The sequence below is a fragment of the Paraburkholderia sp. JPY419 genome (genome assembly GCF_050435705.1).
GTDB lineage: Bacteria > Pseudomonadota > Gammaproteobacteria > Burkholderiales > Burkholderiaceae > Paraburkholderia > Paraburkholderia youngii.
Genome location: NZ_JBNDKV010000001.1, coordinates 1047920 through 1067148 on the forward strand (window position 1 = coordinate 1047920; position 19229 = coordinate 1067148).

16 protein-coding genes and 1 pseudogene are annotated in these 19229 nt (G+C 62.6%); 10 read left to right on the forward strand and 7 right to left on the reverse strand.

Annotated elements, in window-relative coordinates; all coding sequences use genetic code 11:
• The first annotated feature begins 256 nt into the window (after window positions 1-256).
• The 6 genes from QFZ91_RS04870 (at window position 257) to QFZ91_RS04895 (ending at window position 6016) form a co-directional block, all read left to right on the forward strand.
• Window positions 257-526 carry a hypothetical protein gene (locus tag QFZ91_RS04870; RefSeq protein WP_429566424.1) on the forward strand — a complete coding sequence of 90 codons (270 nt, stop codon included), beginning with the start codon at window positions 257-259 and terminating at the stop codon, window positions 524-526.
• Window positions 527-731: 205 nt separating this feature from the next.
• Window positions 732-1217: a hypothetical protein gene (locus QFZ91_RS04875; protein WP_429566425.1), complete on the forward strand. Its 486-nt coding sequence runs from the start codon at window positions 732-734 to the stop codon at window positions 1215-1217.
• A 512-nt stretch (window positions 1218-1729) separates the two neighbouring features.
• A complete protein-coding gene (locus QFZ91_RS04880) occupies window positions 1730-2608 on the forward strand; it encodes an ATP-grasp fold amidoligase family protein (protein WP_368717375.1) in 879 nt (292 codons plus the stop codon).
• Window positions 2609-2963: 355 nt separating this feature from the next.
• On the forward strand, window positions 2964-4490 hold the full coding sequence (locus QFZ91_RS04885; RefSeq protein WP_429566426.1) for a glycosyltransferase family 39 protein: 1527 nt from the start codon (window positions 2964-2966) through the stop codon (window positions 4488-4490).
• Between the two features lie 169 nt (window positions 4491-4659).
• Window positions 4660-5016 carry an STAS/SEC14 domain-containing protein gene (locus tag QFZ91_RS04890; protein ID WP_176121970.1) on the forward strand — a complete coding sequence of 119 codons (357 nt, stop codon included), beginning with the start codon at window positions 4660-4662 and terminating at the stop codon, window positions 5014-5016.
• 100 nt (window positions 5017-5116) lie between these two features.
• Window positions 5117-6016: an NAD-dependent epimerase/dehydratase family protein gene (locus QFZ91_RS04895; protein ID WP_429566427.1), complete on the forward strand. Its 900-nt coding sequence runs from the start codon at window positions 5117-5119 to the stop codon at window positions 6014-6016.
• 113 nt (window positions 6017-6129) lie between these two features.
• On the opposite strand, the gene QFZ91_RS04900 is transcribed toward QFZ91_RS04895, so the two are convergent.
• The 4 genes and pseudogenes from QFZ91_RS04900 to QFZ91_RS04915 all read right to left on the reverse strand — a co-directional run bounded on the left by QFZ91_RS04900 (window position 6130) and on the right by QFZ91_RS04915 (window position 10357).
• Window positions 6130-6348 carry a DUF2945 domain-containing protein gene (locus QFZ91_RS04900; protein WP_176121968.1) on the reverse strand — a complete coding sequence of 73 codons (219 nt, stop codon included), beginning with the start codon at window positions 6346-6348 and terminating at the stop codon, window positions 6130-6132.
• Window positions 6349-6463: 115 nt separating this feature from the next.
• Window positions 6464-6604 (reverse strand): annotated as a pseudogene (locus QFZ91_RS04905) (peroxidase); the annotation flags it as partial.
• A 172-nt stretch (window positions 6605-6776) separates the two neighbouring features.
• Window positions 6777-8510, reverse strand: coding sequence for an NADPH-dependent assimilatory sulfite reductase hemoprotein subunit (locus QFZ91_RS04910; protein WP_429566428.1), 1734 nt, complete (start codon window positions 8508-8510; stop codon window positions 6777-6779).
• An 8-nt stretch (window positions 8511-8518) separates the two neighbouring features.
• Entirely contained in the window at window positions 8519-10357 is a 1839-nt protein-coding gene (locus tag QFZ91_RS04915) for an assimilatory sulfite reductase (NADPH) flavoprotein subunit (RefSeq protein WP_429566429.1), read from the reverse strand.
• Between the two features lie 169 nt (window positions 10358-10526).
• Between QFZ91_RS04915 and QFZ91_RS04920 the strand changes: the two genes are divergently transcribed.
• The 3 genes from QFZ91_RS04920 to QFZ91_RS04930 all read left to right on the forward strand — a co-directional run bounded on the left by QFZ91_RS04920 (window position 10527) and on the right by QFZ91_RS04930 (window position 14326).
• Window positions 10527-11450 (forward strand): LysR family transcriptional regulator, encoded by a 924-nt coding sequence (locus QFZ91_RS04920; RefSeq protein ID WP_429566430.1) that lies wholly within the window; start codon window positions 10527-10529, stop codon window positions 11448-11450.
• Between the two features lie 361 nt (window positions 11451-11811).
• Entirely contained in the window at window positions 11812-12279 is a 468-nt protein-coding gene (locus QFZ91_RS04925) for a CBS domain-containing protein (RefSeq protein ID WP_176378254.1), read from the forward strand.
• A gap of 31 nt (window positions 12280-12310) precedes the next feature.
• On the forward strand, window positions 12311-14326 hold the full coding sequence (locus QFZ91_RS04930; protein ID WP_429566431.1) for an acyl CoA:acetate/3-ketoacid CoA transferase: 2016 nt from the start codon (window positions 12311-12313) through the stop codon (window positions 14324-14326).
• Between the two features lie 17 nt (window positions 14327-14343).
• Here the strand turns inward: QFZ91_RS04930 and QFZ91_RS04935 are convergent, their stop codons facing one another.
• From QFZ91_RS04935 to QFZ91_RS04945, 3 genes are read right to left on the reverse strand one after another with little or no spacing between them, the layout of a single operon-like run.
• Window positions 14344-14892 (reverse strand): hypothetical protein, encoded by a 549-nt coding sequence (locus tag QFZ91_RS04935; RefSeq protein WP_429566432.1) that lies wholly within the window; start codon window positions 14890-14892, stop codon window positions 14344-14346.
• A gap of 28 nt (window positions 14893-14920) precedes the next feature.
• Window positions 14921-15076, reverse strand: a complete 156-nt coding sequence (locus QFZ91_RS04940) for a hypothetical protein (protein ID WP_429566433.1) — start codon at window positions 15074-15076, stop codon at window positions 14921-14923.
• Window positions 15077-15132: 56 nt separating this feature from the next.
• On the reverse strand, window positions 15133-17523 hold the full coding sequence (locus QFZ91_RS04945) for a filamentous hemagglutinin N-terminal domain-containing protein (protein WP_429566434.1): 2391 nt from the start codon (window positions 17521-17523) through the stop codon (window positions 15133-15135).
• A 436-nt stretch (window positions 17524-17959) separates the two neighbouring features.
• On the opposite strand from QFZ91_RS04945, the gene QFZ91_RS04950 reads away from it, so the two are divergent.
• A complete protein-coding gene (locus QFZ91_RS04950; RefSeq protein ID WP_429566435.1) occupies window positions 17960-19183 on the forward strand; it encodes a YeeE/YedE family protein in 1224 nt (407 codons plus the stop codon).
• Window positions 19184-19229: the final 46 nt, after the last annotated feature.

Genomic DNA, 19229 nt, shown 5'->3' on the forward strand with positions numbered 1-19229 from the left:
CCCGCCGTGCCTACGCTGCTCTTGCCAGCGAACTCGCATCTTGCAACGAATCGCGCATGGATGCGGCGACTGCCGCGTCATTAATGGCGGCGGCGCGCGACTAATCCCCATACCGGGCCCTCGCGCAACGCGTATCCAGCGTATTCGACCGGAATTCAACCGCTTGCGCACTGCCGCTACGCAAACGGTTTGTCGTCATGAGCGGCACATCAGTCTCGACGCGAATCAATCTCGTCGAACTTGCAGGAGACGCATCATGAATTACGCACTGAAGGTGGCCTTGGCCTGCACAGCCGCTACTATGGTGGCAGGCGTCGCGTTTGCTCAGGGGAGCGGAAATGGCAATGGTGGAAGCGGCGGAGGTAGCGCGCATGGCGCGGCAACTTCCGGCATGACGCGTAACGGAGACCCCGTGTCGAGCCCGTTGGATGCGATACCGGGCAAGAATGAACTCGGCAAGAACGAGCCCGATACGCCCTCGATGCCGCCGAACGATGCCCTAAATACAGCGAAGAGCGGTCAATAAGGCGATTGTCCGGTCATGCGACGGCTGACGGAAGTGTCACTGGCCGGCGCCGTCACAGGAGTGTTTTGCTTGCAGCAAGGGGGCATTGCCATCTTTTCTGCAAGCATCACCCACACTATCTCTATTCAAACCAAGTATCTATTACAGTTCTATGGAGCCCGCAATGTAGTACGAGTTTCGAGAAGTAGTCAACGGAGCAGGGAAAATGAAATCAACGTTAACAAAATTGGCATTGGCCGCATCCATGACTGTTTCCGCCGGCGCGACATTGGCCCAGACGTTCGATATGCCTCGGCACGGTAGCACGACCTATACGAATTACGCTATCAACCACGAACTGGCCACCATCGACATGGGCGATCAAGGGTCTAGTTTGCTGATCGAGGGGTTCGGGACCACGCGCAATTCAGTCGGAGAAAAACCTTTCGATCGTATGTCGGTTCACTGCCTTTTCTATGAAAGCGCTAGAAGCGGCAAATATGAAGTGAAGGGTGCTTGCACCGAAACTGATGTGGACGGTGACAAGATCAACCTCACCTTCGAAACGGACACTCAAACTTTGACCGGAGGTACCGGCAAGTACAAAGGAATTAGCGGCACGGGGACGTTCTCGGGACAACTGTTGCACCCACCCGCCATCGGCACGCATGCGGTCGAGGTGCATAACAAGATCACCTGGAAGATGAATTAGCGATATGCGCCGACCCATATGGCCGACTCCGAAACTGGTTCCGCTCGCAGACATCCTGCACGAGCAGCCGCGTCAGGTGGCATGTCCGAGGTTCGCTATCTACGTTGGTTGATCCCGGCCAATCAGCCGTACCTGGATGTTCGGCTGCGCCAGACGACGCGTAGTCGTCGATCGAAGCGACGATCCCCATGCGTACGGTACCTTCCACTTCAAGCGCGTTCTTGACGCTTATTGCGAACACATCAGGTCAGGAAACAAGGTCAGCGGCCCATTATTTCTGATTATTGGCACTGAGCGGATTTGCTGTAGTGAATGCGATCGCCATATCAGCCGGGCTTGCCTTTGTGAATATCAATAGCTACTCGGCCGTGGTGCGATACATGCGGCGGCACCGCTCTTGACGTTGGCTTCTTGTCGAATGATCATAGCCTCTGCTGGCTGCATCGAACTTCTGTCAGTCGCACCTTCAGGAACGTTGATACCCGTGCGTAGTCATTGTTGGGAGACGTGTAATGACCTACCCGTCCCAGTCCATTGTTCAATGGACGAAAGACAACGCGAAACAGCTTCTTCCCGATGCGGTTTTCCTCAGCTTGCTACACCGGAAGCGTATCGGGCGCTTCCCTAAACTATTTCACCCCACAACCTACAACGAGAAAATCCTGCTACGTTGCTTGCGGCCGGACTCGCGATACAGCGCGTTGACGGACAAACTGACCGTGCGCGATTACGTCAGAGAAAAGATCGGTGAGAAATACCTTATCCCCATCATCTCCGCACCCTCGGACTTTACGCAGAATGTTTTCGACATGTTGCCGAATTCCTTCGTCATGAAGGCAAATCATGGAAACAATTTTGTAGAAATCGTCCGGGACAAGTCGCAGCAGAGTTTTGAACATCTCCAGCTCCTCGCCAGCCAATGGCTCTCCACCAATTTCTACAGAAATGCGCGGGAACGGCACTACCGAGGAATTCAGCCACGCATTTACTTCGAGAGTCTGCTGCTCGACGAGCACGGCATGATTCCAGCCGACTACAAGGTTCACTGCTTTGCGAACGGATCGGGGCGACCTGTGATGTTTATCTTCGTGATCTCAGACCGTTTCGGAAGTAATACGCGCGGCGACACATACGACGCACAATGGAACCGTATCGACCTCGAGTTTGCTCCCTACGTTCGCAGCACGAGACCGGCACCGCGGCCGAACAATCTGGAGTTGTTGCTTGATACGGCGGCGCTTTTGTCCGAGGGTTTCGATTATGTACGCGTCGACCTGTACTCACCATCTGACCGGGTGTTCTTCGGCGAACTCACCTTTACGCCGGGGGCCGGCGTAAGTCCCATGCTACCCGATCGTGTCGATTATGAATGGGGACGTCTTCTGACATGATGTATGTGCGATAGCCAGAACCGCGCCCTGAGCTCCGGCTGGTACGACGGTCACCCGGCTGCCGAAGATGCGCGGCAGCTGATGGTCGTGACGGCGTTCCGCTTCATTCGCCTGGCGGCCGGCTGTGACTGCCAGGCCCATTAGCGGCATGCAGCTCTGTTAGTCGATGGACGCGCGCCCTTCACGGGCCAATTTTCGCCGCTAGCGTCCTTCCTCCATCAAGCCTTTTTAACTCGATCGGCGCCATGGGTTGCCGGGTGGTCTGTCGGTTTCGCCCACTTGTTCCATAAGCTCATATTACAATGCCGGGCTAAAAACGCCGCCCGGTACGGCGGCACACAGACCATCACGCTCAATGTCGACCCAGCTTTCGCATCCTCCGTCGCTCGCCTCGGCCTCCGACCAACCTGCCGCCGCAGGCATCGCATCACTCGGCTGGCTGCTACCCTTCCACGCAGTCGTCTGGACTCTCGCCGCCTGGCTCGCGCGCGGCAATCTGGACATCCAGGGCGACATGGTCGAGACCTACGTCTGGGGCATCGAGTGGCAGGCCGGTTACGCAAAGCACCCGCCGCTTTCGTCGTGGGTCGCAGCGGCCTGGTTCAGCGTGTTCCCGCATACGGATCTCGCGTATTTCGCGCTGTCGGCGGTGAACGTGCTGGTCGGCCTCGCCGGGATCGTCGCGCTCGCCGGCCGCTTCGTGCCGCGCCAGATCGCGATCTTCGCCGGGCTTGCGATGGCGGTATCGCCGCTTTACTCGAATCTCGCCATCAAATTCAATCCGAACTCGATCCTGTTGTCGGTCTGGCCGTGGACCGCCTACTTTTTCGTCCGCTACGCGCAACCGGGCAGCCGCCTCGCGCGCAGCGGCGCGGCGCTCGGTCTCGGAGCGTGCGCGGCGCTTGCGGTGCTGGGCAAGTACTTCACGATCGTGCTGCTGCTCGGGCTGTTGCTGGCATTGCTCGCGCGCCCCGCATGGCGTGCGCGCCTCGTCAGCGTCGATTCGCTGCTCGCGGTGGCGGCCGGCGTCGCCGTGCTGGCCCCGCACGTCCACTGGATGATGGTCAATCATTTCCCGACGCTCGAGTATGCCGCGCAACGCACCGGCGGCACCCTGCTCGCCGCGGTCGGGCGCTTTGGCATCTACACGCTCGCGCAGATCGGCTATCTCGCGCTCAGTTTCGTTTTCGTGCTGTTGATGGTGCGCTCCCGCGGGGCTGCGCGGCTGATGGCGCTGAGCGTCGTTCGGCCCGCGTCGCACCCGGATCTCTGGTGGCTCGCGCTGGGGCCGCTGTTCGCCGTGGGCGTGCTGTCCGTGACCGGCAAGACGCAGATGGCCTCGGTCTGGGGCATGGCGCAGTGGTTCGCGATCGTGCCGCTCTGGCTTGCCGTGCTCGCGCAAGCCCGCGTCGAGTTCGCGCCGCGGCGCGCGATACGCGCGATGGCGGTTTACTGGGCGCTGGTGCTCGCGGTGTCGGCAGTGGTCGGCTACACGGGGGCGCGGCGCAATACCGACGACGCGGCCGAGCCGCGTGCGGAACTCGCGGCGGCCGCGCAGGCAGTATGGCGCGAACGCACCAGCCGGCCGCTGTCGATCGTGGCGGGCTCGACGCATGAGGCCGCTTCGATGGTGTTCTATGACGGCGGCCGCGCCCGCTTCTGGGATCTCCACTGGCCGGCGGCAACGCCCTGGATCACACCCGCCGATTTCGCGCGCCAAGGTACGCTAATCGTGTGCCGTGGCGACGACTCGGACTGCATCGCGACTGCATCGTCGCTAAGCCATGCAGCGCCGGTTGCGCTCGAGGTGGGCAAGACCGCGTGGGGACGGGAGTTGCCCGCGCGTCCCTACCAGCTGTTCGTGATCGTGCCGCAGTCGTGAACCACGCGCCGATCACGCCGGACCGCGGCCGGCCGCTCGTCGTCGATCTCGATGGCAATACGCTCGCAACCCAACCGGGCGTATGGAAAGGGGTACCATGAGCACACCGTCGGACGCCAGGTTCATCTGTGCCTGAGCGTGTAACGTCTCTCTCGCCAGGGGTCCTGCCATGATCGTGTATCACACCGTACCCGATTCACCGGTCATCGAAATAACCGTCGAAGGCAAAATCACCGACCACGAACTGCGCGAAGCCATCGAGCGCATGCGTGGTGATCTTGAACTGAACGGTAAGACCCGCGTGCTCGAACGCATCGAGCATTTCAGCGGCATCGAACCGAAGGCGCTGTGGACCGACCTGACGCTCGGCGTCGCCGTCGCCCGCAAGGTCACGCGCGCCGCCGTGGTGGCCGACGCGGGCTGGATTCACGCGTCGATGCATTTGGCGCGGTTCTTTACGAAGGCCGAAATGAAGGCGTTTCGCGTCAACGAGCTGGAACAGGCGCGAGCCTGGATCAACGCCTGAACGTCGTCTCAGCCGAACGCATTGAGCACAGACCAGCACTGCCGCATCAGGGACACGCAGCGCCACCGCAACAAGAAGGACAACAGGAGAAGAGGAGCACATGACGAAGCGAGTGATTGTGACCGGCGGCAGCGGCCTGGCCGGGAAATGGGTCGTCCAGGACCTGATCGAGCACGGCTACGAGGTGATGAACGTCGATCGCGTGCCGATGGCAGCGCGCACCGCGCGCACGTTGATTACGGACATCACCGATGCGGGCCAGGTATTCAATGCGCTGGCATCGAGCACGGCGCCGGGGGAATTCGCCAACGACCTCGAACCCAAGCCGATCGACGCGATCGTGCATTTCGCGGCGATCCCTCGCATCATGATCACGCCCGACAACGAGGTTTACCGAATCAACGTGATGGGCACGTACAACATCCTCGACGCGGCGTCGAAGCTTGGCATCCGCAAGGTGATCGTGGCATCGAGCGAGACCACCTACGGCATCGTGTTCGCGCACCGCGACCGCAATCCGGAATACTTCCCGCTCGACGAGGAATATCCGGTGGACCCGATGGACAGCTACGCGACGTCCAAGGTGATCAACGAAGTGACGGCGAAGGCGTTTCACGCGCGCACCGGCTCCGACATTTACTGCTTGCGTATCGGCAATGTGCTCGAACCCAGCGACTACGCGAAGTTTCCGGAGTGGCTCAAAGACCCGGCACTGCGCAAGAGGATTGCGTGGAGCTATATCGACGGCCGCGATCTCGCGAGCGCGTGCCGGCTCGCCATCGAAAAGGATGGCCTCGGCTTTCAGGTCATGAACGTCGCGGCCGACGACGTATCGTCCGACGTCCCCACAGCGGAACTGCTTCGGCGCTACTACCCGGGCGTGCCGCTCAGAAAGCAACTCGGCGAATTCGAGACTCTGCTCAGCAATGAGAAACTCAAGCGCCTTCTTGGGTGGAAACAGCAACACTACTGGCGCGACGAAGCGAAGAAGATAGCCTAGCAGGCATGGCGGGCCGGTACCCTGCCGGCCCGATCATGCCGTGCGAGTCTCGATGGTCTACCTTGCAACGACGCAGCCCGGTGCAACGGCGTCGTTTCTCGATCCGGCGCGGATCAGTGCTTATGCACCTTCTCCAGACTGTCCGCGCGATGCACCGCATGCTGACCGCTTTTCTCGCTTTCGACCTCGTAATGGGGGTCGTCCTTCGACGCGCTGACAACCTGACCCTCCAGTTCCGTATCCCTGATGATCCTGCGCACGACTGTGCCTGTCGTCACGCCTTGCGGGGTGTTCCACGTAACGCGATCACCTGTTTTCAGTCGATGGGACATGATTGTGCTCTCCAGTGGTCGAACCCATAGGATCGCAGCATTCGTCGTTCCTGAGGCCGGGTCCGAACGCCTGCCTCACGCCGCCGACGCCCGGGTCGGCGTCGCATTTCATCCGTTATTCGCCGGGTTGCGGCGTATAGCGCAGATACGGATGCTCCGCACGATAGCCCTTGGGAATTTTCTCTTTGATAACCTGTTCGTCCTGAAACGTGAGCGGAATGATCACGTCGTCGCCGCTCTTCCAGTTGCCCGGGGTACGCCAAGGTCATGCGACTGGCCATTCCAGAGCGAAACGCGTGCTGGCAGATTTCTGTGCTCGCGAAGATCGGCCGCCCACGAGGCCAGCTTTCTTTCCCAAAACATCCAATTCTCCTTCATGGACCGCAAGTACAGCGACATCGTCGAAGCAGACCGTTCAATACGCTGGATCAACGGTTGAAATCGCGGCCCGAGGTCACGGCATCGACATAACCTGCGCGAATGACGAAGTCACCGAAGTGCTCGTGCTCGACGCGTTCGCTGGCGAAATGGCCGAGCGTCGTGTCGAGCGACTCGAGGATCGTCTGTTCCCCGACGTTCTCGCGATACAGGCGATTGAGTCTTTCCCCGTGAAAGCCGCCACCGAGATAAAGGTTGTACTTGCCCGGCGCGCGTCCCGACAGTCCGATCTCTGCGATATAGGGCCGCGAGCAACCGTTCGGGCACCCGCTCATGCGCATCGTGATCGGCACATCCGTCAGCCCGTGCTTTTCGAGCAAGGCTTCGATCTTCGTCACGAGAGACGGCAGGTAGCGCTCGCTTTCGGCCATCGCCAGACCACAGGTCGGCATCGCGACGCAGGCCATCGAGTTCAGGCGCAACGCGCTGTCACGAACGTGAGCGAGCAGGCCGTGTTCTTCGGCGAGCCGCTCGATTTGCTCGCGGTTCGCGTCGGGCACCTGAGCAATCACGATGTTCTGATTAGGCGTCAGGCGAAACGTGCCGACGTGCACGCGCGCGATCGCACGCAGACCGTCGAGCAGCGCATGGTCCGGCCCGTTGCTCAGGCGGCCGTTCTCGATGAACAGCGTCAGGTGATGCGCGCCGTCGTCGCCCGTCTGCCAGCCCAGTGCGTCGCCGTTCGTCGTAAAGGCAAACTGGTGCGCGTTTCCGAGTGCGAAGCCCAGCCGCCGCTCGATCTCGGCTTTGACCCAGTCGAGACCGAGATCGTCGATCGTGTACTTGAAGCGCGCGTGCGCGCGTTCCTTGCGGTCGCCGTAATCGCGCTGAACGCTCATCACCGCTTCGCAGGTGGCAAGCACCTGATCCGGCGTGACGAAACCGATTACGTCGGCGAGCCGCGGATAAGTCGCCGACGATTGATCGCTGCGGCCCATTCCGCCGCCGATCGCGACGTTGAATCCCTTCAGTTCGCCGTGCTCGGCAATGGCGATAAAACCGAGGTCCTGTGTGTAGACATCGATGTCGTTGACCGGTGGAACCGCGAAGCCAATCTTGAACTTGCGCGGCAAGTACGTCTTGCCGTAGAACGGCTCCTCGGGTTCGGGGCCCTCGATGCGTGTCTCGCCATACCAGGTCTCGCGATAAGCGTGCATGCGTGGAATCGCCTGGTCGCTGGCGCGGCGTGCGAGGTCATAGACAGCGGCATGGAGTGACGACAGATGCGGATTGATCGAGCACATCACGCCGCGGGCGTCGTCGCCGCAGGCAGAGATCGTATCGAGCTGCGCTTCGCGCAGGCCCTGGATGAGGGGTCGCAGGTCGTCCTTGAGCACCCAGTGGAATTGGACCGTTTGCCGCGTCGTCAGCCGCAATGTTTCGCCGCCGTTCGCACGCGCGAGCTCGTCGAGTTTGAGCCATTGCGCTGGCGTGCAGACGCCGCCAGGCATCCGCACGCGAATCATGAACTGAAACGCCGGTTCCAGCTTTTGCCGCCGGCGCTCGTCGCGCAGATCGCGGTCGTCCTGCTGATAGATGCCGTGGAATTTCATCAGCTTGGTGTCGGGATCGGCTACGGCGCCCGTCAGCGGATCGGCCAGGCTTGCGCCTATCGTGCCGCGCAACTGGTCGCTCGCGGCCTTCAGACGTTCGTCCGCACTCAGGCGTTCGACGGGCTGTGACAGGTCGCGGCTGCGATCCGGTTCGGTAGGTGGGTTGCTCATCATGTCGCTCAGTAGACGTCGCGCTGGTAGCGCCCGTCGCGTTGAAGCTGTTGAAGGTAGGCTTGCGCACATTCGGTATCGAGCGCGCCCTCGCTGCCGATGATCTCGAGAAGCGTGTGATGGACATCGGGCGCGAGGCGGCTTGCATCGCCGCAGACGTACAGGTGCGCGCCTTCTTCCAGCCACGCGAAGAGGTCATGGCCCTGCGCCTGCATCCGGTGCTGCACGTAGGTCTTCCCTTCGCCGTTGATGCGCCGGTCGCGCGAGAAGGCAACGTCCATCCGGGTCAGTACGTTGTCTTTCAGCAGCCGTTGCCACTCCGTCTGATAGAGAAAGTCGGTCCGGAAGTTGCGTTCACCGAAGAAAAGCCACGACCGTCCGTTGGCCCCGCGTGCTTCGCGTTCCTGCATGAAGGCGCGAAACGGCGCAATGCCGGTGCCGGCGCCGATCATGATGATCGGCACGTCGCCTCCGGGCAGCCGGAAGTTCGAATTTCGGTGTATGTACACAGGCAGCTGAGCATCGAGCTCGGTGCGCTCGGACAATTGGCCCGACGCTACGCCTGCGCGCGGTTCGCCGTGCAGTTCGTAGCGCAGCGCCGAAACGGTCAGATGCACTTCATCGGGTGCCGCGGCGAGGCTCGATGCAATCGAATAGAGGCGCGGCTGCAAAGGTCTTAGCGCGGCGAGGAAATGCTGCGCGTCGATGCCCTTGACGGGAAACCGCCGGAGCACGTCGATGATGTGGTGACCGCGCATGTAGGCGGTTCGCTCGCCGGCATGCGCATTGTCGACGAGACGTTCGAGCTCTGCCGCACCGGAAAGCCGTGCCCAATGCTCGAGAAAGCGTGGCGTGAGCGCAGTGACTTCGAAGCCCGCGCCGAGCGCATCGCCGAGTGTGGTGTCGTTGCCCTTCACGTCGACGGCTTGCGAGTCATCGAGATCGAGTTCCTGCAGTACCGCGCGAACCACTGATGGGTCATTCGTCGGCACCACGCCCAACGCGTCGCCCGGTTCGAAGCTAAGGCCCGAGCCTTCGAGCGACAGCTCGATATGCCGGGTTTCCTTCGATGATCCACGCCCCGTCAGCGCAATGTTTTCAATGACGCGGGCGTGAAATGGATGTTGCCTGTCGATGGCGGCCCGCCGTTGCGGCAACGCGCCTGCGGGCGCGCGCGGCTCGGCGCCGGGCGGATGACCGCCTGCGGATAAATTGCTGCCCAGCAACGCCAGGATCTGCTCGATCCAGGCGTTCGCCGGTTGTTCGTAATCGACGTCGCAATCGACTCTCTGCGCGAGGCGCTCGGCGCCGAGCTCCTCGAAACGGCGGTCGAGCCGCTTGCCCGCCTCGCAATAGTGTTCATAGGTCGAGTCTCCCAACGCCAGCACGGCAAAACGCATGCCGCCGAGCTTCGGCGCCTTGCGTCCTTCGATGAACTCGAAGAAGTCGGTGGCCGACTGCGGCGGATCGCCCTCGCCATAGGTGCTCACGACGACGAGGACATCCTGCTCGTCCTTCAACTGGCGAACCTTGTAGCTCGCCATGTCATGCAGCGATGCGGCGAGACCGCGTTGCGCCGCCTGCTCGGCGAGCGTGCGGGCGAGCGCCGCGCTGTTGCCGGTTTCGCTGCCGTAGAGCACGGTGAGCCGGCGTGCCGAAGTGCCGCCGAGATCGGCTTCAGCAGCCGGTGCGCGCGCTTCGGCTCGCAGTGTGCTGGCTTGATCGAACCCCGCCAGATATCCGCTGACCCAGACGAGTTGCCGGGAGTCGAGCGAGGTCGTGAGGGCCTTGATGTGTTCCCACTGGGCCTCGGTCAGCTCCGGGTCCCGAAATTCCGCAACAGCCATCTCTCTATCGACTCCAGACGTACGCTGCCCCGGGGTGTCCGCGTGAGCGTGTCGCGCGGGCCTCGACAGGTCAGCTTGGTGATGAACCAACAGCCATTTTCCGGCACCGGTTATCCGCAGGCAAATGGATTATCATTGCAATTGAAAGCAAAAATTTTGATATGAAACGATGGATATCACGCTAGCTCGCACCTTTCTCGAAGTCTCGGCAAGTGGCAGCTTCATATCGGCCGCGGAGCGTTTGCACCTGACGCAGACGGCGGTGAGCGCGCGCATCCGCACGCTGGAGGAACAGCTGGGACGCCGGCTGTTCGTGCGCAACAAGGCTGGCGCCCGTCTGACGACGGCTGGGGAACGCTTCGTCCAGCACGCAACGACCCTCGTGCAGGTGTGGGAACAAGCTCGTCAGCATGTGGCGCTCCCGCCCGGACGCGAAGAGGGTGTCAGTCTGGGCGGCGAACTCAGCCTGTGGCATCCGCTCCTCGCCGACTGGCTCATCTGGATGCATCGCGAATGCCCGCAGATCGCCCTGCGCGCGGAGGTCGACAGTCCGATGCGTTTGCTTGACCGTGTGCATGAAGGATCGCTCGACATCGCTGTTCTTTACAACCCTCCGCAACGTCCTGACCTGGTTTCGGAACTGCTCGTCGAAGAAAAGCTGGTGATGGTGACGAGCGCGCCAGATGGCGCGATGGATCCCGCCCAGTATGTCTATGTGGACTGGGGCCCGAGCTTTCAGGCAAACCATCAGGCGGCCTTCCCGGAACTCGGTAGTCCACCTGTCTCCATTTCGCTCGGACCGTTGGCGCTGACTTATTTGTTGTCAGTTGGCGGATCTGGCTACTTTCGCATCGGCACCGCCGAGCCGTTTTTGCTGGACGGCCGTCTGCGCCTCGTCACGGGTGCGCCGGAATTCTCATGGTCGGCCTACGTGGTGTACGCGAGACGACAGGAAGGCAACGTTATCGACCGCGTCCGGCAGGGGCTGCGGGCCGTCGCCACTGCGTACGACGAACCGCGCGCGGACCACGAGGTGGGCTCACGGCCGACCGTTCGCGGTAGCAAGCGGCGGACGGATCGACAACTTCTCTAATCGCTACGACGTCGCTATTGCTGTCGCGAGTGAACTCCAGTCAATCGCAATATCGAGCGACAGTCCGCGAGTCAATTTGCGGCCAATCATTCGCAAAAACCGAAAGGCAATAGAGGTCCCATCGACATTCACCTGAGCGGGCGAATGTGAAAATCGCCGCACCGCTCGTTCCCCGTCAACCGCACTCTTCCACATAAGCCGGAACGGAAAATGTTCGTTCGGCGCAGATCAAGCGACCTACACTGCAATTCGACGAAGACAAAAAATATCGCCAGACCTGGCTGAACCTGAACGATCGGATTCCGATTTCGCTTTGATCAGGCGGAGTCCGCACCTGCTCCCCTTCTGTGTGGAGGCGCTCATGAAAAAGGAGAGGAAGACAGCACGTCAAATTCTGTCCGCGAACCCGCGGGAGCTGGTTTCGGTCGGACCCGACGACACGGTGCTCAGCGCGCTGCAGCTAATGGCCGACAAGGATGTGACGACAGTGCTGGTGCTGCAAGACAGCAATCTGGTTGGCGTGCTGTCCCAGCGCGACTACGCGCGCAAAGTCGATGTGCTCGGCCGCAACGCCGCCAACACCAAGGTTGGCGACATCATGACCACTCAGGTGTTTTATGTGACGCCCGAGCATACCTGCGATCAATGCCTCGCGTCGATGCACACGAAGCGGATCCGGCACCTGCCTGTTATCGAATCGGGGCGCGTCATCGGCGTGCTTTCCAATAGTGACGTGCTGGAGGAACTCCTGCAGGAGGACGAGCATTTCATCCGGGTTCTCGAGGACGACATGCTCCATCTGACCATCGATACCGGCGGCGCCTACTAGACAGTCGCGCTCGAATCAGACGAGGTGAAACGTGAGCACGCAATCAACCGCGGGGAAGCCTTCACCGGCGATCCTTTCCCGCTCGTCCGGCAAAGTGGCGTCCGCGCGCGATGCCGTGCGCCTGATCCGCGCCGGCGATACGGTCGCGACAGGCGGCTTCGTCGGTATCGGCTTCGCCGAAGACATCGCTATCGCCATCGAGGAACTCTGTGCGACCCGTGACGAGGATGCGTTAGTCACCCTCCCAAAGCCCCGCGACCTGACGCTGGTCTATGCGGCCGGTCAGGGAGACGGCAAGGATCGGGGACTGAACCACCTGGCGACGCCGGGCCTCGTCAAACGCGTCATCGGCGGACACTGGGGTCTGGTGCCGAAGCTACAGCGGCTTGCGGTGGATAACCAGATCGAAGCCTATAACCTGCCGCAGGGCGTGATCAGTCACCTGTTTCGCGACATTGCAGCCGGAAAACCCGGCCATCTTTCACGAGTCGGCCTCGGTACCTTCGTCGATCCGCGTTTCGGTGGCGGCAAACTGAACGAACGCACCACCGAGAACCTGGTCGAGTTGATGCAGATCGGCAACGAGGAATATCTGTTCTACAAGTCCTTCCCGATCAACGTCGCGATCGTGCGCGGCACTACCGCCGATCCCGACGGCAATGTGACGATGGAGCGCGAGGCGCTCACCCTGGAGGCTCTGGCGATCGCCATGGCCGCGCACAACTGCCACGGTCTGGTGATCGTCCAGGTGGAGCGAATCGCCGAAAGCGGCTCGCTCAATCCGCGACAGGTCAAGATCCCCGGCGTGCTGGTCGATTGCGTCGTGCTGGCACCGCCCGAGAACCACCAGCAGACCTTTGCCACACCGTACAGCGCGGCGTTCGCCGGCGAAATCCGGGTGCCCGCGAGCAGTGTGGCGCCGATGCCGATGAGTGAGCGCAAGGTGGTCGCGCGGCGCGCGGCAATGGAACTCCAGCCGAACAGCGTGGTGAATCTCGGGATCGGCATGCCTGAGGGCATCGCCAGCGTCGCCAACGAGGAAAGAATCCTCGACCTGCTGACGCTGACCACCGAGCCCGGCGTGATCGGCGGCATTCCGGCGGGAGGCTTGAACTTCGGCGCGGCGACCAATCCGCAGGCGATCATCGATCAGCCCGCCCAGTTCGATTTCTATGACGGCGGCGGGCTCGACATCGCGTTTCTCGGCCTCGCGCAGGCCGATCGGATGGGTAACCTCAACGTGTCGAGATTCGGGCCGCGCCTGGCTGGTGCCGGAGGCTTCATCAACATCAGCCAGAATGCCAGGAAGGTCGTGTTTGTCGGCACGTTCATGGCGGGCCAAAGCCAGATTTCAGTCGTCGACGGCAAGCTGCGCATCCACCGTGACGGCACGGCCAGGAAGTTCATCGAGGAAGTCGAACATCGCACGTTTTCTGGCCCGTATGCGGCGGCAGCGGGACAACCGGTCCTCTACATCACCGAGCGTTGCGTGTTCGAACTGGGCGCCGAGGGCATGGAACTCATCGAGATCGCACCTGGCGTCGATCTGGAGCGCGATATTCTGGCCAGGATGGACTTCGCACCGATCCTGCGTTCGCCGAAGCAGATGGACGAGCGGATTTTCCTGCCGGAACCGATGGGCCTGCGCTCGAATGTTTTGCGGCTGCCGCTGGAAGCGCGCTTCATCTACGACGACGACAAGAACATCATGTTTCTCAACTTCTCGCGTCTCGAGGTGAAGCGTCCCGACGACATCGCCGCGATCCGGGCTCAGGTATGCCGCGTCTGCGAACCACTGGACCACAAGGTTTATGCGGTGGTGAACTACGAGGGTTTCGTGTTGGACCCCGCGCTGGAAGACGCGTATGTCGAAATGGTCGAGGATATGGTGCAGCGCTACTACCTCGGCGTGACGCGCTTTACTACCAGCGCTTTCATGCGCGCCAAGCTGGGTGGCGCACTGACGCGGCGCGGGCTGTCACCTTATGTCTATGAGACGGAGGCGGAAGCGCAGGCCTTCCTGCGCGAGCAGTCGTCGGAGCGCTAGCGAAGCTGAAATCGACCTCACATCGGCTTGTTGTCACCACCCTGCAAGTGGAGCGGGTCCGGGCTCTTCTGGGTTGAGCGCAGCACGCCGGTGTCGTCGAAATAGAAATTAAACAGCAGGTACCAAACGTTGTCTTCCAAATAACGATAGCTCCAGACCTCGCGTTTCATCACTGGAAAGTAAGTCGTTTCCTCCGGCCGGCCGAAGTTGAACAGAACGTCATTCTTCGTCCACTTGTCAGGCTCCGCGCGGTAAAACTCGTTCGGCTGCAGCACTTGCCGGACGCGGATCACCTTGCCGGTCGGGTCGATGTCCGCGGCGACGGTGACTTCCCCCATGGGCTGCGTCGGCCACATCAGCCGCCTGGAACCGTCGGGCAGCTCGTAGACCTCGCGCGGCTGCCCCATTCTGGCGACCACGGCCGATTCCGGTTCGCCCGCATGGAACGCCTCCCACGGCTGCGCGCAGGCCCCAAGCGCGAATACCGCCGCGCCAAGCAGCGCGACGCGTGTGCGACGGGCACGACCGAATGCTGATCGCGATGAATTCGATCGCCGGGATGTCATTGGGGACTCTACCCGCCAAACTCCGGAGTCAGTGCCTGTGATGTAGCCAACCCATGTGATGGGCGTCGAGCCACTGGGTCATAGTCTCTTGCGGATGTGCGTGCCTGTATCGCCGCGCGAACACGAACGCGATGACCAGCAGGGCCGCCAACACCACTACCAGGCCGATCATTGACTGAGTCATGGCAGCCTCCTTTCTAGGTTGCGACCATGGTTATATGGTAGCCGATGCGCTCGATGTCAGGGCCCTGCCAGCCAGCGCAACTGCGGCCCCGGGTAGCCCGCGACCCACGTGCCGTTTGCGCTGAAATCCCAGGTCGGACCGAAGCTCGCCGGCTCGAGCAACTGTTGATCAGTGAGTCCGCCCGAGTCGGCCACCGCCGTGCCCGCGCCGACGCCCGCCGCCGCCCCTGACGATTCGCGGTTCCAGAACACGTTCGCGGCGATGCGGCCGCTGTTCGTGCCCGCGATACCGCCTGTCGTCGCGTTCGCGCCCGGCGTGAGCCTGGACGCGGCATAGGACTCGCGGATGAAGCCCGTATTAGTGCCGACAAGCCCTCCGACAGTCGCGCCGCCGCTCAGGAATTCGTCTGCATACGAGCGGGCGATCGCGCCATGGTTGGTGCCGACGAGTCCGCCGAGTGTGCCTTGCGCATCGGCTGTTGCCCGGCCGATCGCGAAAGACTGACCGATGCGGCCATCGTTCAGGCCGACGAGTCCACCGATCTGATCCGCGCCGTTGATGGTCACGCCAGCCCACGAGCGCTCGATACGTCCAAAGTTCTCGCCCACCAGGCCGCCGGTCACCGTACTCGTGTTGCCCGTCACATCGATGGTGCCCGTGGCGCCGACGTTCACCATGTGCCCGTAGTTGACGCCGGCCAGCAAGCCGACCGTTCCTCCCGATGAGGTCGCGACGCCGTCCGCCAGCGTGAAATTGCGCACGACGCCGCTCTTGCCGATCACGCCGAAGAGTCCAGTATCGGCCGCGGTCGACAGATGCAGGTCCGCGGGCAGATGCCCCATGCCGTCGAACTGACCGGTGAACGGATTCGCGGCGGTGCCGATGCCGCCGAAGTCCGGCGCACCCGCGAATTCCAGCCCCCTGCTGCCGAGCGCATAGTTGCCGGACAGGTTGTTATTCACCGCGCTCAGATCCGCCATCGAGTTGACGAGCTGATAGGCCGTGAACTGCGTGACGAGCCCACTGAACGGCGCAGGGCGCCACGATGCGTTGGTGTACACGGTGCCGGGCGTGTAGCTGCCGTCCATGTCGTACAGGCCACTGACGACGCCTAGGCTGCGTGACCAGTTGATCGTACCCAGATTGGTCAGGCTGCCGCCGTTGTCGAAACCATTGGTATCGGCGGACAGCGTGAGCGAACCTTTGCCCGCATTGGCGATGGTCGCCCGCGGTGCGATCGTAAGCGAGTGAGCCGCATCGAGCGTCAGCGAGGAGGCTCCGTGCCAGCGCACGCTGGCGTCGATCGCGATGTCTCCTTCACCGGTCGCACCGAGCTTGCCGTCCCCGCCGTTCGCGATCACGGAGATCGACGCGCCGTTGCTCAGGCTCGCGCCGAGCGTATGGGCAGTGGGGCCGTCCGCGATGAAATCCCCGGTGGTGATGTTCCATGCTTTCGCCCGCACGTCCGCGCCGCCGACCTTGACGTCTTTGCCTGACATGTCGACCGTGCCGCCGCTGCCGTCCGCATTGCGCGCGCTGATTCGCGCGCCGCGCGCATCGACGTTGCCGGAATTGACGAGGACCCCGTTGACGGTCGTGTTCGCGACGAGCCATACGTGGCCGTCGCGGGTCGCGGTGCCGGTGGCGCGCAGCGCGCCCGAATGACCCGCGAGCGCGAAGATGTTGCCGTCGGCCGCCTGCACGTTGACGATCGCCGCCCGCACCGTGCCCGAGTTCGTCACCGTGCCGCCGCTGCCCACGTCCACGAAGACTTGTTGAAATTTGCCGTCGTATAGACGCACCTGACGGCCCGTGGCGAGTTCGGCATTGCCGTTCGGCGCGACGATCGTCCCTGCGTTCGTGACCTTGCTGGCCGATATCAGGAACACGTCTCCACCCGACGAACTGATCTTGCCGAGATTGACGACATCCGCCGTAGAACTGCCTGTATAGGCTGACCCACCGATCACAGGCGGGTTGAGAAAGACATCGTTGGGGACGTCGAGGGTCGAAGCGACGAAGCGCCCGCCCGTCGACACCACGCCGCCAGGCCCGATGAGCACGCCATGCGGGTTGATCAGGTAGATGCTGCCGGTGCCCTTCAGCGTGCCGTAGATCGCCGACACATCGTTACCCGTCACGCGATTGAGCGTCGCGCCGGTGCCGTTGTCGATCGACACCGTGCGGCGCGATCCGATCGAAAAACTGTTCCATTCGATGATGCCGCGCGAGCCCGCTTGTGTGATGCTGATGCCGGCGTCGTTCTGAGCAATGCTTCCGGAGCCGACGACGAAATGGCCGCCCTGTGGCAGCGCCCCCGCCGCGCACGCGACGTGCGTCGTGAACAGTCCGGTCAGCGAAACAACGATGGCGAATGAAATTCGCCCGCTTGAATGACGACGTTGCGATGCACCTCGCCGCAGCAGAGGTGGCCTTCGAGTTCTCATACATCCCCCTTCCACGTTCGCGCGAAACGGTTCCGCCCCGTATGAAGACTAGCAGTTCGCCTCCTCGCCAGTTGCGGGCAATCTCAACGATTTGCGCCTTCGTGTAAGGCTTTTATTACCACCGCCTTCCACGTTGATGACGATTTCAATGCAAGTTTGAAATACCGTTATTACGATAGGTTATTAAACGACGGACCTCCAACCACCGTCGATCTCCGCAAAAACCCCGTCCGGCGGGCATTGCAGGCTCGCGACACCGCACGCGCCCCGACTTGCCGTCGAGTAGCGCGAACCTTGGCAGGCAGCGGCCGCGACCTGACATTTCGGTATACTTCCGGGCTTTCCCGAAACAATTATTCGCGGCCCCTCCCGCGCAGCGACCGCCGCTTGACCGGCGCGCCGCCTTCGCGCGACAAGCGCGTCCGCTCCACTCATCATGTCCGATCTCTCCACGCCATTCGGCGCGCCTCGCCGTGTCGTCAACATCAATCCGAAGCCGCTCGCCGTCGCGCTCGCGCTGGTCGTGCTCGGCGCGATCTATCTCGCGCAGACCGTCAGCGTGAAGCAGGCCGCGCTGTACGTGCTCGGCGCGCTGCTCGGCATCACGCTCTATCACGCCGCGTTCGGCTTCACGTCCGCATGGCGCGTGTTCATCGCCGACGGCCGCGGCGCCGGCCTGCGCGCGCAGATGCTGATGCTCGCGGTCGGCGTGCTGCTGTTCTTCCCGGCGCTGTCCGCCGGCACGCTGTTCGGGCATCCGGTGGTCGGCGAGGTGTCGCCCGTCGGCACCTCGGTCGTGGTCGGCGCGTTCATGTTCGGCATCGGCATGCAGCTCGGCGGCGGCTGCGCGTCCGGCACGCTGTACACGGTCGGCGGCGGCAGCACGCGGATGGTGGTCACGCTGATCGCGTTCATCATCGGTTCGGTGATCGGCACGGCGCACATGCCGTTCTGGTCCGCGATGCCGCATCTGCCGCCGATCTCGCTCGTGCAAACGCTCGGCGTGGTTCCGGGGATCGCGCTGAACCTCGTGGTGTTCGCGGCCATCGCCGCGCTGACCGTGCTGATCGAGAAGCGCCGTCACGGCCGTCTGGTCAGCGAGGTGGAGCGCGCACCGAACGCATCGCCGTGGCTGCATGGCCCGTGGCCGCTCCTCGCCGGCGGCGTCGTGCTCGCCATCCTCAACTTCGTGACGCTCGCGCTGTCGGGTCGTCCGTGGGGCGTCACGTCGGCGTTCGCGCTGTGGGGCGCCAAGGCGTTTTCCGCAATGGGCGTCGACGTCGCGAGCTGGCCGGTGTGGAGCACCGGCCCGAACGCGGCCGCCCTCTCCGCACCGATCAGCCACGACATGAAGTCGGTGATGGACATCGGCATCGTGATCGGCGCGATGCTCGCCGCTTCGCTGGCCGGCCGCTATGCGCCGGTGTGGCGTCTGCCGCTGCGCTCGCTGATCGCGGCGATCGTCGGCGGTCTGATTCTCGGCTACGGCGCGCGTCTCGCGTACGGCTGCAATATCGGCGCGTACTTCAGCGGCATCGTGTCCGGCAGCCTGCACGGCTGGCTGTGGCTTGTCGCGGCATTTTTCGGCAACGTGGTCGGCACGAGGCTGCGTCCGCTGTTCGGCCTCCCGGTCGAGCGCGTCAAGCAGACGGGCTGCTGATCGGGCGGGGGCTGCGCTGCTGCCCCGCCCGCGCAGTTCCGGTCGA

Excerpts from the sequence above, each read along its gene's own strand:
- QFZ91_RS04875 (WP_429566425.1), top strand. The coding sequence starts at position 732 with ATGAAATCAACGTTAACAAAATTGGCATTGGCCGCATCCATGACTGTT.
- QFZ91_RS04940 (WP_429566433.1), bottom strand. The coding sequence starts at position 15,076 with ATGACTCAGTCAATGATCGGCCTGGTAGTGGTGTTGGCGGCCCTGCTG.
- QFZ91_RS04945 (WP_429566434.1), bottom strand. The coding sequence starts at position 17,523 with ATGAGAACTCGAAGGCCACCTCTGCTGCGGCGAGGTGCATCGCAACGT.
- QFZ91_RS04915 (WP_429566429.1), bottom strand. The coding sequence starts at position 10,357 with ATGGCTGTTGCGGAATTTCGGGACCCGGAGCTGACCGAGGCCCAGTGG.
- QFZ91_RS04950 (WP_429566435.1), top strand. The coding sequence starts at position 17,960 with ATGTCCGATCTCTCCACGCCATTCGGCGCGCCTCGCCGTGTCGTCAAC.
- QFZ91_RS04900 (WP_176121968.1), bottom strand. The coding sequence starts at position 6,348 with ATGTCCCATCGACTGAAAACAGGTGATCGCGTTACGTGGAACACCCCG.
- QFZ91_RS04890 (WP_176121970.1), top strand. The coding sequence starts at position 4,660 with ATGATCGTGTATCACACCGTACCCGATTCACCGGTCATCGAAATAACC.
- QFZ91_RS04935 (WP_429566432.1), bottom strand. The coding sequence starts at position 14,892 with ATGACATCCCGGCGATCGAATTCATCGCGATCAGCATTCGGTCGTGCC.
- QFZ91_RS04895 (WP_429566427.1), top strand. The coding sequence starts at position 5,117 with ATGACGAAGCGAGTGATTGTGACCGGCGGCAGCGGCCTGGCCGGGAAA.
- QFZ91_RS04920 (WP_429566430.1), top strand. The coding sequence starts at position 10,527 with ATGGATATCACGCTAGCTCGCACCTTTCTCGAAGTCTCGGCAAGTGGC.
- QFZ91_RS04880 (WP_368717375.1), top strand. The coding sequence starts at position 1,730 with ATGACCTACCCGTCCCAGTCCATTGTTCAATGGACGAAAGACAACGCG.
- QFZ91_RS04910 (WP_429566428.1), bottom strand. The coding sequence starts at position 8,510 with ATGAGCAACCCACCTACCGAACCGGATCGCAGCCGCGACCTGTCACAG.
- QFZ91_RS04870 (WP_429566424.1), top strand. The coding sequence starts at position 257 with ATGAATTACGCACTGAAGGTGGCCTTGGCCTGCACAGCCGCTACTATG.
- QFZ91_RS04925 (WP_176378254.1), top strand. The coding sequence starts at position 11,812 with ATGAAAAAGGAGAGGAAGACAGCACGTCAAATTCTGTCCGCGAACCCG.
- QFZ91_RS04885 (WP_429566426.1), top strand. The coding sequence starts at position 2,964 with ATGTCGACCCAGCTTTCGCATCCTCCGTCGCTCGCCTCGGCCTCCGAC.